Source organism: Sodalis ligni (genome assembly GCF_016865525.2).
GTDB classification, from domain to species: Bacteria; Pseudomonadota; Gammaproteobacteria; order Enterobacterales; family Enterobacteriaceae; genus Acerihabitans; species Acerihabitans ligni.
The window spans coordinates 3791787-3804345 of record NZ_CP075169.1 but is presented as its reverse complement, the minus strand read 5'-3'; the positions used below and the strand labels follow the sequence as shown (position 1 = coordinate 3804345).

At 56.9% G+C, this 12559-nt stretch carries 10 protein-coding genes and 4 pseudogenes; 12 read left to right on the top strand and 2 right to left on the bottom strand.

Annotated elements, in window-relative coordinates:
- Positions 1-30: 30 nt before the first annotated feature.
- Positions 31-827: pseudogene (locus GTU79_RS17750) on the bottom strand (DeoR/GlpR family DNA-binding transcription regulator).
- A 359-nt stretch (positions 828-1186) separates the two neighbouring features.
- Here GTU79_RS17750 and GTU79_RS17745 point away from each other — a divergent pair.
- The 8 genes and pseudogenes from GTU79_RS17745 to GTU79_RS17710 form a co-directional block, all read left to right on the top strand.
- A pseudogene (locus GTU79_RS17745) lies at positions 1187-1435 on the top strand (transketolase); the annotation flags it as partial.
- Positions 1436-1483: 48 nt separating this feature from the next.
- A complete protein-coding gene (locus GTU79_RS17740) occupies positions 1484-2287 on the top strand; it encodes a GolD/DthD family dehydrogenase (protein WP_243701546.1) in 804 nt (267 codons plus the stop codon).
- A 103-nt stretch (positions 2288-2390) separates the two neighbouring features.
- Entirely contained in the window at positions 2391-3323 is a 933-nt protein-coding gene (locus tag GTU79_RS17735; protein ID WP_132927654.1) for a D-ribose ABC transporter substrate-binding protein, read from the top strand.
- A 56-nt stretch (positions 3324-3379) separates the two neighbouring features.
- Positions 3380-3997 carry a DUF2291 family protein gene (locus tag GTU79_RS17730; RefSeq protein ID WP_203523297.1) on the top strand — a complete coding sequence of 206 codons (618 nt, stop codon included), beginning with the start codon at positions 3380-3382 and terminating at the stop codon, positions 3995-3997.
- Between the two features lie 10 nt (positions 3998-4007).
- A pseudogene (locus GTU79_RS17725) lies at positions 4008-5598 on the top strand (sugar ABC transporter ATP-binding protein).
- A gap of 9 nt (positions 5599-5607) precedes the next feature.
- A complete protein-coding gene (locus GTU79_RS17720; RefSeq protein ID WP_203523295.1) occupies positions 5608-6684 on the top strand; it encodes an ABC transporter permease in 1077 nt (358 codons plus the stop codon).
- Positions 6677-6937, top strand: a pseudogene (locus GTU79_RS30600) (FGGY family carbohydrate kinase); the annotation flags it as partial. The gene GTU79_RS17720 and the pseudogene GTU79_RS30600, both read left to right, overlap by 8 nt.
- Before the next feature lie 215 nt (positions 6938-7152).
- Positions 7153-7950: an SDR family oxidoreductase gene (locus GTU79_RS17710; protein ID WP_132928087.1), complete on the top strand. Its 798-nt coding sequence runs from the start codon at positions 7153-7155 to the stop codon at positions 7948-7950.
- A 157-nt stretch (positions 7951-8107) separates the two neighbouring features.
- Here GTU79_RS17710 and GTU79_RS17705 read toward each other — a convergent pair whose 3' ends face one another.
- On the bottom strand, positions 8108-8872 hold the full coding sequence (locus tag GTU79_RS17705; RefSeq protein WP_203523293.1) for an SDR family NAD(P)-dependent oxidoreductase: 765 nt from the start codon (positions 8870-8872) through the stop codon (positions 8108-8110).
- Between the two features lie 329 nt (positions 8873-9201).
- On the opposite strand from GTU79_RS17705, the gene tehA reads away from it, so the two are divergent.
- The 4 genes from tehA (at position 9202) to GTU79_RS17685 (ending at position 12485) form a co-directional block, all read left to right on the top strand.
- Positions 9202-10197 (top strand): dicarboxylate transporter/tellurite-resistance protein TehA, encoded by a 996-nt coding sequence (gene tehA, locus GTU79_RS17700; protein ID WP_203523292.1) that lies wholly within the window; start codon positions 9202-9204, stop codon positions 10195-10197.
- A gap of 61 nt (positions 10198-10258) precedes the next feature.
- Positions 10259-10516, top strand: a complete 258-nt coding sequence (locus GTU79_RS17695) for a helix-turn-helix domain-containing protein (RefSeq protein WP_253073353.1) — start codon at positions 10259-10261, stop codon at positions 10514-10516.
- A 161-nt stretch (positions 10517-10677) separates the two neighbouring features.
- Positions 10678-11583 (top strand): transcriptional regulator GcvA, encoded by a 906-nt coding sequence (gene gcvA / locus GTU79_RS17690; RefSeq protein WP_203523291.1) that lies wholly within the window; start codon positions 10678-10680, stop codon positions 11581-11583.
- A 74-nt stretch (positions 11584-11657) separates the two neighbouring features.
- Entirely contained in the window at positions 11658-12485 is an 828-nt protein-coding gene (locus GTU79_RS17685; protein ID WP_203523290.1) for an EamA family transporter, read from the top strand.
- Positions 12486-12559: the final 74 nt, after the last annotated feature.

Here is a 12559-nt window from a genome sequence, read left to right as displayed (position 1 = left end):
TAATCTCCCCCGCACCCCCGTGTCGGCACATTACTCCGCGACCAGTACCGTGACGCCCAGGGCTTCAAACGCCTCTTTAGCCTCTGGCGTAATCCCGCTGTCGGTGATCAGGTAATGCAGTTTTTGCCATTCGCAAGGCAAGGCGAACATCGACACTTTGTCGATTTTAGTGGAGTCCGCCACTACAAAAACCGTATTGGCCGAATTGATCATCGCCGTTTTGACCTTGATATCCGTTTCGCTGGGATAGCTGAGGCCGACGCGGGGCGAAATGCAGGCGGTGGCCAGGAACAGCTTTTCAGCCAGAATATTATCAAAAAAGCTGGCGGCTTTGTCACCGGAGGTGGAGAGGGTGGGGAATTTGAATGTCCCGCCGGTCAACAGAATGTTTACGCCCGGTTCGCCCCCCAGCTGCAAGGCGATATTGACGGCAGTGGTGATAACCGACAACCGTTTGATGTGGTTTAGGTGGTTGGCTGTGGCCGTGGTCGTGGTCCCGCCATCAAGGATGATGGTACCGCCCGGCTCGATTAACCCGCCCGCCAATTGCCCGATGCCTTCTTTTTCGCTGGGCTGTATCGGGCCCCCCGGCAACATCGCATGGGTATGCTTTTTCCCGTCAAGCAGCGTCCCCCCGCCATGATAGCGTTGTATATAGCCTTGCTTTTGCAGCACGCGTAAATCCGAACGAATCGTCGCTTCCGTCAAATCAAAAGTGTCGGTGAGCTTTTTACCGACACGGTGCCATCTTCCTTCATCATTTCTATTATTTTATTACGCCGTTGCTGCATATCCGTCCAGCGTTCATTTTGCTTTTCAATCGTCATACTCCTATCGGTATCCACCTCCTTGTGGCTCGCAGCAAGATAGTAACCTTGCCCGCATGTTAAAGCGAGTTGCGATAATTTTCTTTCCTCTCACTTCCGAACGAAAATCTGCGTATCGAATCCAGCTAAATAAGCCAAAATTTCAGCAGGTTATTCATGTTACATTTTCATATGAAAATTTAAAATCGCAAAATAGATCTCATTTTATCCATCATGATTTTTATTCGAAAGTAGATGCTGGTCTCATATTGAACAAAAGCAACGCTATATAGTTTTATTCGAAAACACATCAGGTCGCAAATCGTTACTGCCCAAGGGGGCGGATGAGGAATAAGTAGACTCGTCAAGATGAGGTGCAGATGGACTTTCAAAGGATTAAAGCAAAGGCGCGCCAGGCTCGCCGATATGTCCTGAAAATGAACCACCATGCGGGAAAAGGCCATATCGGGGCGGACCTGTCGGAAATCGACATTATTTGCACGCTCTATATGGCGGTCAAGGATCGCAGCCGCGAGCGTCTCGATCAGGACCGTTTTATTCCTACCAAAGGCCATCGCGCCGGCGGACTGTACTGTAGCGCCGCCAGTTTTCCATTGATACCGCCGGCCTGATTGCCGCAATGAGCCGGCAGCCGGCCCTTTCACCGTTGGAGACCCATGATGAACGATAAACAATATGACGTTAATCTGCGCTATGGCGTGGATCCTTCCCAATCGCTGGCCGGCAAGGTGGCGGTGGTGGCCGGCGGCCTGGGCGGTATTGCCATGGCCGCCAACCGCATGCTGCTCGGGAAGGGCGCGGCGCTGGCGCTGCTTTATCCGGCTTTCGATCGTGGGGTCAAAGAGACGGCGGCGGCGGAACTGGGGGACGAGCGGGTGAGTTATATCGAGTGCGATGTCAGCGACCCGGACCAGGTGACGCGGGCGTTCAGCCAGGTGGAGCAGCGCTGGGGCCAGATTGATATTCTGGTCAACTGCGCCGGTTATGTGCAACTGGAGCCGGCGGTCGACACCGCTTTCGATCAATGGCAGAAACACCTGGCGGTGAATCTGACCGGTCCGTTCCTCTGCTCGCAGGCCGCCGCCCGCAGCATGATCGCCCGCGGCAAGGGCGGCAAAATCATCAATATCGCCTCCCAGGCCGCGTCTATCGCCATCGATTGGCATTGCGCCTATACCTCGTCCAAAGCCGGGCTGCTGGGCATGACCAAAGTGATGGCAAAAGAGTGGGCGGCCCACCGTATCAACGTGAATACCCTGTCCCCCACCGTCGTGTTGACTCCCATGGGCGAGAAAGCCTGGCAGGGAGAGAAGGGGGAGGAGATGAAGAAGCTGATCCCCCTGGGACGCTTTGCCTACACCGACGAAATCGCCGCCGCGATCGTCTTCTTCGCCAGCAATGGTAGCGACATGATCACCGGCGCGGACCTGATGATCGACGGTGGCTTTACCATCTGGTAGCTGGTCCGCCGCGGTACGAATCCCGGTAATAAAGAGTATCCGCCCGTTGTACCTACGATCGTTGTACCTACGATAAATAACAATAACCACGAGAGAACATATTATGAAAAAACATCTTACCTTGTTAGCCCTGCTCGCCAGTTGTTACCTGCCGTACGCCCTTGCCGCCGAGAAAGGCACCATCGCCATCCTGGTCAACTCCCTGGATAATCCTTACTACTCCGCCGAAGCCAAAGGCGCTGAAGCCAAAGCCCAGTCGATGGGTTACAAAACCCTGGTATTGTCGCACGGTGAAGATGTCAGACGTCAGGGCGAGCTGATAAGCCTGGTTATCGGCCGCAAGGTGCAGGGCATCGTGCTGGATAACGCCGACTCGCAGGCCAGCGTGGCGGCGGTGAAGCAGGCCAAAGACGCGGGGGTGCCGGTGGTGCTTATCAACCGTGAAATCCCGGTGGACGGGGTGGCGCTGGCGCAAATCACCCACAACAACTTTCAGGCGGGTTCCGACGTGGCCAACGAATTCGTTGAGAAAATGGGCGAGAAAGGCAGCTATGCCGAATTGACCTGTAATCTCGCAGATAACAACTGCGTGACCCGTTCGAAATCATTTCATAACGTCATTGACCAATACCCGGATATGAAAATGATTGCCCGCCAGGATGCCAAAGGCAATCTGCTTGATGGCAAACGCATCATGGACAGCATTCTGCAGGCCCATCCGGATATTAAGGGCGTGATTAACGGTAACGGTCCGGTGGCTCTGGGCGCCATAGCGGCGTTAAAAGCCGCGGGGCGCAGCGATGTCACGGTGGTGGGGATTGACGGCAGCAATGATGAACGGGATGCCATCAAGGCCGGGGACCTCTACGCCAGCGTCATGTTGCAGGCACAGGCCATTGCATCCCAAGGTGTTGAAATACTGGATCAATATTTACAAAAAGGCAGCTATACCGGCAAAGAACGCATCATGTTCCGGGGCATTTTGATCAAAAAGAACAACGCCGATAAAGTGAACAATTTCCATTATCAGCAGTAACAACCGGCGTCAGCGGCGTCCCCGGGCTGAACGGGGGCGCGTAAGGAGAACCCTTCATGTCTACTCGCGTCATATGGGCGGTAATGGCGTCTCTGCTGTTATCCGGCTGCCGGATTGTGTCGGAGAAGCAATTGGCGGACCTGAAAAATCCGCCGAATGCCAATATGGCCAAAGCGGCGCAGCTATTCGACCAGAAAATCGCTCCGCAGGTGGTCGCCTCGGCCAAACCCCTGGGCACCTTGCTTACCCAAATCGGCCAGGCCAAGGATTTTGATACCGCCTGTCAACAGTACGGCTATCGCAGCCAGGAAGAAAACCCCTGCGTATTTACCGTCTCGGTGACCGGAACCATCACTGAAGTCAATACCACATCCCGTAATGGCCAGATCGTGATAAAGAGCGACGATGCAAGCGTGGGAGACGTCAAGGTGCAGATTGGACCGACCTTTCGCGGCACCGATTTGCGCGATAGCTATCGCGGCCTGAGCTATGCCGACTTTAACGATCAGAATCTGTTCGGTGATTTCGGTAAAGCGATCAATCAGCGGGCGATCGGCTCTTTTGCGCAACGGACGTTTGCCGTCGGCGGCAAAGTCACGGTATATGGGGCGTTCAGCGCTTTTGATACCCCTCAGCCGCCGTTGCTGATCACCCCGGCCAAAATCACGCCGTAAGGAGAACGCCATGGCAAAGCCACCTATTACCGCCGCCGAACCACCATCCCGTCCCGTTAATGAACGGGTTACGTCGTGGGCTGCACTGCGGCGAGGGACGCCGGTGATCATTGAAACCCGCGGCGTCTCGCGGTTATATCCGGGCGTTGTTGCGCTGGATAACGTCGACTATCGAGTGTATCGCAACCAGGTCAACGTGTTGATCGGCGAAAATGGCGCCGGCAAATCCACCATGATGAAAATGCTGGCCGGCGTGGAAACGCCTACCAGCGGGCTGATCCTGCTCGATGGCGAAACGGTGTCTCTGGGGTCTACGCAGCAGGCGGAAAAGCTGGGCATCAGCATTATTTTCCAGGAACTGAACCTGTTCCCCAATATGACGGTGATGGACAACATTTTTATCGGTAATGAATTTTTCCAGCACGGCCTCATCAACGTGGCATACCAGTATCAGTTGGCGAAAGCATTGCTCGATCGCCTGGAACTGGATATAGACCCGATGACGCCGCTGGATGAACTGGCCATCGGTCATCAGCAACTGGTGGAAATCGCCCGCGCGCTATCCAAGGACACGCGGGTATTGATTATGGATGAGCCGACGTCGGCGCTGAGCCAGTCCGAGGTGAAAATACTCTTTAATGTCATCGGGCAGCTTAAACATCGTGGCGTCACCATTATCTATATTTCCCACCGGCTGGAGGAGCTGATGGCCATCGGCGATCATATTACGGTATTTCGCGATGGCAAATTTGTCGACGAGCGGGCGGTTGCGCAAGCCAGTATCCCGTGGATCATCTCCAGTATGGTGGGGGAGAAGGCAAAGCATTTTGATTATTGTCCCGCGGTCAAAGGGGAGGAGGTCCTGCGTGCCCAAGGATTGACGATGTTGCATCAAAACGGCGGCTACGCGCTCAATGACGTCAATTTAACATTGCAGCGGGGCGAAGTGGTAGGCGTATATGGCTTGCTGGGCGCCGGTCGTACCGAACTGTTCAAGACCCTGCTCGGCCTGCTCAAACAGGATGCCGGCGAAATAACCCTTAGCGGCCGGCGCGTCGAGCAATGTTCCTTTCGTCATCGTCTGGAACGGGGCATGGCGCTGGTGCCGGAGGATCGGCAGGCGGAAGGACTGGTCCAGCTGTTGTCGATCAAAGCCAATATGACGCTCTCCAGTCTGTGCAGTAAACGCTTTTGGCAAACCCTGCTGCCGATCCGCGCCGAAAAGGAATCGGGTTCGGTCCGGCAGATGATTGACAAGCTGGCAATCAAAGTCAGCGATGTCGATTTGTCGGTAACTTCCTCAGCGGGGCAACCAGCAAAAAGTGGTGCTGGGAAAAGCGTTGATGACCCAGCCGCTGGTGGTATTCCTTGATGAACCCACCCGGGGCATAGACGTGGGGGCGAAAACCGATGTCTACCATCTGATCGGCGCCATGGCGCAACAGGGGCTGGCCGTTATGTTCTCGTCGTCCGAGCTGGACGAAGTGATGCAACTGGCGGACCGGGTGATAGTGATGGCAGACGGTAAAATCACCGCCGACCTGCCGCGTGCCGGGATAGACCGGGAAACGTTGATCCGTGCTTCGACGCCTCACGATTAAGGAAAGGTTATGCAAAGCCAAAAATATCTTGTCTATATGTACTTGCTCAAAGCGCGCACTTTTATCGCCCTGTTAATCGTCATCGGTTTTTTCAGCGCCATGGTGCCGAATTTCATCACCACCTCCAACCTGCTGATCATGACCCAGCATGTGGCCATCACCGGTTTACTTGCGGTGGGAATGACTCTGGTCATCCTGACCGGCGGCATTGATCTGTCGGTGGGGGCGGTGGCCGGTATTTGCGGCATGGTCAGCGGCGCGCTGCTCACCCTCGGCGTGCCGCTGTGGGGCGACAACCTGCTATTTTTGAACGTGATGGAGGTGATTGTCGTGGTAGCCGTCGCCGGTACTGCCATCGGAGCCATTAACGGCCTGGTCATTACCCGGCTGGGCGTCGCGCCCTTTATTTGCACCCTGGGCATGATGTATGTGGCGCGCGGCGCGGCGCTGCTGACCAATGACGGTAAAACCTTCCCCAACCTTTCCGGACTGGCACCGTTGGGCAATACCGGGTTCGCCACCCTGGGCTCCGGCACCGTGCTGGGCGTATATAACCCGATTTGGCTGATGATAGCCATCGTCTTGCTGGGTATTTATCTGACGAAAAAAACGCCGCTGGGCCGTTATATCTACGCCATCGGCGGCAATGAACCGGCCGCGCGCCTGGCCGGTGTGCCGATTATAAAAGTAAAGATTTTCGTCTATGCCTTCTCGGGTCTGTGCGCGGCGCTGGTAGGGCTGGTGGTGGCCTCCCAGTTGCAGACCGCCCATCCGATGACCGGTAATATGTTCGAGATGGACGCCATCGGCGCCACGGTGCTTGGGGGCACGGCGTTATCCGGCGGGCGCGGGCGGGTATTCGGCTCCCTTATCGGCGCTTTTGTCATTGTGTTCCTCGCCGATGGGCTGGTCATGATGGGCGTCAGCGAATTCTGGCAAATGGTGATCAAGGGGTTGGTGATCGTTACCGCCGTGGTTATCGACCAGTTCCAGCAACGCCTGCAAAGCAAGGTCACGCTGATGCGGCGTCATGAAAAAAAGCAGCAGGCGGCGCAACAACCGATCTCTGAGGTGAGTCATGGCTGATCATCGCAGGATTATCGTGGCGCTGGATGAAGGCACCAGCAACGCCAAAGCGGTGGCCATTGATGCCCACGGGCAGGTGTTGTGCCAGTCCTCGCGCCCGCTGAGCGTACAGACGCCCCAGGCCGGCTGGGTTGAACAGCGCGGCGAGGCGCTTATCGCGCAATCGCTGGCGGTGATGCGCGAGGTGATTGGGCAGGTCGGCGGGGATAACGTGGCCGCGTGCAGCAACACGCCTGAACTTTCGGCTATTGGCGCGGGATTGCTGGCGCGCAAGGCGCTGGACGGTCTGGACGATGGGGCATTGGCGCCTTTACTGCCGCAACACGATATTTTTACACCCGATGCGGACCGGCATGCACGGTTACAAGAATCTTGGCGGAATTGGCAAACCGCCGTAGAACGAACGCTGTGGCGGCCGCAGGTCACGCGGGGGATGGATGTAACCTCAAATAACGTGGAGATGAAGTGATGAAACGAGATTTCAGTGGTAAAACCGTGGTTATTACCGGCGCCTGTCGCGGTATCGGCGCAGGCATCGCCGAACGTTTCGCCCGCGACGGCGCGAATCTGGTCATGGTATCGAACGCCGAACGGATATTCGCCACCGCCGACCGGTTGCGGCAACAATACGGTGCGGAAATTTTACCCTTGCAGGTTGATGTCACCGATGAGACGCAGGTGCAGGATCTGTACCGGCAGGCGTTGGCCAGGTTCGGCGCGGTGGACGTGTCGATCCAGAACGCGGGGGTCATTACCATCGATTATTTTGACTCGATGCCGAAGAGCGATTTTGAGCGGGTTCTGGCGGTAAACACCACCGGCGTATGGCTATGCTGCCGCGAAGCGGCAAAAATCATGGTGAAACAACAGGCCGGATGCCTGATCAATACCTCCTCCGGCCAAGGGCGGCAGGGCTTTATCTACACGCCCCATTACGCCGCCAGCAAAATGGGCGTTATCGGTATTACCCAAAGCATGGCCCACGAGCTGGCCCCGCACAATATTACGGTGAATGCGTTCTGCCCCGGCATTATCGAAAGCGAAATGTGGGACTATAACGACCGGGTCTGGGGCGAATTCCTCAGCAGTGATGAAAAACGTTACGGCAAGGGCGAACTCATGGCTGAATGGGTGCAGGGCATCCCCCTGAAACGGGCGGGACAGCCGGAGGATGTGGCCGGGCTGGTGGCGTTTTTGGCGTCCGATGACGCCCGATATCTGACCGGGCAAACCATCAATATCGACGGTGGTCTTATCATGTCCTGATCGCCGAGGCCGGGCGGGACGCTGGCCTCCCCCGCGACGCGGCGAATGCATAAACAGACGCCTGCCGACGTCTGTTTTCACCCACCACGGCACATTCTGTTTCTCTTTGCCTGCGAACGGCTAAACCCATAACCGGTGCGGGATGGCCGGCGCCTCATCACACCGCGCTCTGCCCGCCGTCCACCACCAGCGCCTGGCCGGTGACGTATGAGGACCGGTCGGACAGCAGGAACAGCGCCGCTTCGGCCATTTCTTCCGGTTCCGCCAGCCGGCCCAGGGGGATGCCCGCGCCGAACGGGTGGGATTCATGGCCCTGTTCATCGGTGCTGATGCGTGAGAGGGTCATGGGGGTGCGGGTGATGGACGGGTTGATGGAATTCACGCGGATACCCACCGGTCCGAACTCTACCGCCGCCGCCTGTGCCAGAGAGACAATGCCGCCTTTGCTGGCGCTGTATATGGAGGTCCCCGGCTGGGCTATCTTCGCCAGTACCGATCCGTTAAAAAGAATGGCGCCGCCGTGGCCTTGGCGTTTCATTTGCGCCACTTCTGCCTGCAGGCAGAAAAAGGCGGCCTTGAGGTTGGTGTCCACCACGTTATCCCACACGGCTTCATTCAGGGTTTCGATGGGGCCGCCGCCGGACACGCCGGCGTTATTGAACGCGCAGTCCAGCCTGCCGTATTCGTCCACCACCCGAGCGATTATCTCCGGGATGGCATCGGTTTGGTTAAGATCGGCCTGGATAAACAGCGCGCTGCCGCCGGCGTGTTCTATTTCCGCCACCACGTCGCGTCCGGCCTGTTCCTGCCGGCCGGTGAGGGCTACCTTTGCCCCTTCGCGGGCGAACAGGATAGCGCTCGCCCGGCCGATACCCGAGGTGCCGCCGGTGACCAGCACGACTTTATTCTTTAACAGTTCCATGGTTTTTCCTTTTTTTGGCTAGATGAACCTGGTTTTATTTAGATTATGATTATAATCTAAATTATATGATCATCGGAATCTATCTTGTCAAGAAAAGGTTTTGCCGGCAGGGCCGGCTTTGACCCTCATTTGCCGAGGCATTCCGCGGACCAGGCTGTTTTCAATATGACTTTCCGGTTACGGCCGAGTACGGCGGCGAGGTCGTTATGCGAAGTAATCCATGGGCGAAAAAACGCGCGAAACCATGACGCAGGTCATCTTTCGGTTATGGTGAAATCGGTGGAAAATGGATAAGATGCATTTAAAATACATTTTAATAGTTAAACAAAATGCATAAAAAAAACCAAATTATCAACCTTCCCGCCGGCTATTTCGGCATGGTGCTGGGCATCATCGGCATGGGCTTTGCCTGGCGCTATGCGGCGACCATCTGGCCGGTCAGTGCGGCCATCGGCGAAGCGCTGGTGGCGTTGGCGACGTTGATTTGGCTGGCGCTGTCGCTGACCTTCATCACCAGACTGGTGAAGTATCCCCATACGATTTTGGCGGAGATTCACCATCCCCTGATGAGCAGCTACGTCAGTTTGTTTCCGGCCACGACCATGCTGGTCTCCATCGGGGCAGCGCCTTATCTGCGGCCGCTGGCGGTGGGACTGTTCCTCTTCGGCGCTTCTTTGCAGTTGCTGTACGCCGCCTGGAAAACCGCCGGGCTATGGCGCGGCGACCACCCGGAAACCGCCACCACCCCCGGCCTCTATCTGCCGACGGTGGCCAATAACTTTATCAGCGCCATGGCGTGCGGCGCATTGGGTTATCACGATCTGGGATTTCTGTTTTTAGGCGCCGGGGTGTTCTCATGGTTAAGCCTTGAACCGGTCATACTGCAGCGGATGCGCACTGCCGGCGAGCTGCCGCCGGCAGTGCGGCCCTCGCTGGGCATCCAGCTGGCGCCGGCGCTGGTGGCCTGCAGCGCCTATTTGAGCGTTGACGGCGGCCAGACCGATGTCTTCGCCAAAATGCTGTTCGGCTACGGCCTACTGCAACTGCTGTTTATGCTGCGATTGATTCCCTGGTATGCGGCGCAGCCGTTCAACGTTTCTTTCTGGAGTTTCTCCTTCGGCTTCTCCGCACTGGCAAACACCGCGCTGCGCCTCGGCCATGGCGGCAATGACGGCCTGTTCAACGCCATCGCCTTGCCGCTGTTCCTGTTTAGCAATGCCATTATCGGCCTGCTGCTGGCGCGTACGGTTATCCTGCTATTACAGGGGAAACTGATTATGCGGGCGGAGCTCAGCGGCGGCGGCCCGGACGTGACCGTTAGATAAATGCGCCGCGAGCGTCAATGGGCAATATCTCGCCATCATACTGCGCATTGCGCAGCACACAATGATTAAACATCGCCATCACCGCGCAGGAATGGCGAGGAACAAACAAGACGATGCAACCGGGATGCCCAATGAGCTCGATTTTGGCGCGAGAATGAAAACCATGCGCCAGGAACGCGCCTGGACGCTGGAACAGTTGGCGGAAAAAAGCGGGTTGTCCATTTCAACCCTATCAACAATCGAGGACGGCCAGGTTTCCGCGTCCTTCGATACCATTTTGAACATTGTCCATTTGCCTGACGCAGCGGCTGCATTTTAAAGAGGGCATGGTGGGGGTCCCGGCGGACTGAGCGATGCCATTGACGGCAAGGGGTTAAAGGCGCCAAGACATCGGCATCTATCGGCGCAGGGTTATAATGCTCTATCATGAGTTTCTGTTCATAAAGCTGATTTTCGAATCTCGCACCAGGAAACACGATTATGAGAGACCTGCCGCCCACCGCCACGCTGCGCGCCTTTGAGGTTGCGACACGGCACGCCACATTCACCGCCGCTGCAGAAGAACTGCATATCACCCAAAGCGCGGTCAGCCATCAGCTGAAAAATCTCGAAGAGCTTTGGGGGCTGCAGTTATTCCAGCGCGGCAAGTCATTGAGCCTGACGCCTGCCGGCGCGGCCCTCGCGCCTATCGTGCGTGAATTCTTCATGACTCTGGAGGCGACGCTCACTGATTTGAGAGAGCAAAAGGGCAGGGTCCGGCTTAGGGTCAGTACGACCTACTCCTTCGCGCTGAAATGGCTGCTGCCCAGATTACCGGGCCTGTCCCGGCAGCACCCGGAAATTCTGGTCACGTTGGAAACCACTGACCAGGCCATTCATTTTTCAAGCGCGGAGTCGGACGTCGCGATCCGTTTCGGCAGCGGGAATTATCCGGCCCTGTATTCGGAATTCATGTTCAGGGAGCAGATTTTCCCGGTTGCCAGTCCTGATTTCCTGCGTCGCTTCGGCGCGCCGGGCAAACCCGCCGAACTCCTGCGCTACCCGCTGCTTACGCGTGACGGCGCGGATCTGGTGCCGAAATGGGAGGTTTGGTTTGGGCAAGTAGGCGTCGGCATCACCGCCCTCAAGGAAAGCGTCAGATTCGCCGACACCAACATGACTATCGAGGCGGCGCTGTTGGGCCAGGGAATCGCGCTGGCGCGAAGCGGGCATGTGGAAGCCGAGATCGGCGACGGCAGCCTGGTCAGGCTGTTTGACGTGCCGTTCCCTTCTCCGGTCGCCTACTATTTTGTCTGTCCGAAAGGCATCGAATCCCAGTCCCACATCATCAGCTTTCGTCAATGGCTTCAGACGGAATCAAGCAAGGCCCGGCAAGACTATCGATAATGCATGAGTAATTGCTCATGCTGAAATGAAGAGACTTCGCTTTAACAACAGCGCCGGGCTGCTTAGTATGGCGTATGCCTTTTGATATCATTTTACTGACGCTTTTTGCGGCGCTGTTGCATGCCGGCTGGAATGCGCTGCTGCGCGGCGGGGCCGACAGACTTTGGTCGATGACGATCATGTGTCTGGCGGTGGCCATCGTAAGCGTCGCCATAGCCCTGTTTCTGGCGCCTTTGGCAAAAGCCGGCTGGAGGTATGCGGTAGTTTCAGCGGTGCTGCACGTTGGCTATAACCTGTTTCTGGTCAGGAGCTATCAGGCGGGAGACCTCGGGCAAACCTATCCGATTGCGCGGGGTTCTTCCCCCATTTTAATCACCCTCGCGGCATCTGTTTTCGCCGGCGAGAGGGTAGGGATGGGCGCCCTGCTTGGCATTGTTCTGGTATCGGTCGGCATTGTTTCCTTGGCCTTCAAAGAACGCAGGCTTGCGGTTCCCAGCCTGCCCTATGCCTTGGGAACCGGCTGTTTCATTGCCGCTTACAGCGTCACGGACGGCATCGGCGTACGTCTGTCCGGCGCGCCCATAACCTATACGGTCTGGATGTGCGCCTTGTGGGGCATCTTGATGCCATCGGTATACATCGGCCTGCGCGGCGCGCGCAGTTTATTGACCTGGCGGCCCGGATTTATCATGGCCTTCATCGGCGGGCTGCTCTCTCTTCTGGCCTATGGCATCATCATCTATGCCATGTCCGGCGCGCCCATGGGCGCGGTGTCGGCATTGCGCGAAACCAGCGTATTGTTTGCAGCGTTGATCGGTTATTTTTACCTGGGGGAGACGTTGACGGTTCGAAAGATGCTGGCGTGCGCGGTGATTGCCATCGGCACGATCCTCATCGGCTGACCGCTGTTGTGTGAAGCTATTGAATATCGAGGGCTGGCCCGAGCCGCATGGCGGTCAGGGCAGCAAATGACTAT

Coding starts and splice junctions, on each gene's coding strand:
- GTU79_RS17720 (WP_203523295.1), top strand. CDS start 5,608: ATGCAAAGCCAAAAATATCTTGTCTATATGTACTTGCTCAAAGCGCGC.
- GTU79_RS17685 (WP_203523290.1), top strand. CDS start 11,658: ATGCCTTTTGATATCATTTTACTGACGCTTTTTGCGGCGCTGTTGCAT.
- GTU79_RS17705 (WP_203523293.1), bottom strand. CDS start 8,872: ATGGAACTGTTAAAGAATAAAGTCGTGCTGGTCACCGGCGGCACCTCG.
- GTU79_RS17740 (WP_243701546.1), top strand. CDS start 1,484: ATGATGAACGATAAACAATATGACGTTAATCTGCGCTATGGCGTGGAT.
- GTU79_RS17695 (WP_253073353.1), top strand. CDS start 10,259: ATGATTAAACATCGCCATCACCGCGCAGGAATGGCGAGGAACAAACAA.
- GTU79_RS17730 (WP_203523297.1), top strand. CDS start 3,380: ATGTCTACTCGCGTCATATGGGCGGTAATGGCGTCTCTGCTGTTATCC.
- gcvA (WP_203523291.1), top strand. CDS start 10,678: ATGAGAGACCTGCCGCCCACCGCCACGCTGCGCGCCTTTGAGGTTGCG.
- GTU79_RS17710 (WP_132928087.1), top strand. CDS start 7,153: ATGAAACGAGATTTCAGTGGTAAAACCGTGGTTATTACCGGCGCCTGT.
- GTU79_RS17735 (WP_132927654.1), top strand. CDS start 2,391: ATGAAAAAACATCTTACCTTGTTAGCCCTGCTCGCCAGTTGTTACCTG.
- tehA (WP_203523292.1), top strand. CDS start 9,202: ATGCATAAAAAAAACCAAATTATCAACCTTCCCGCCGGCTATTTCGGC.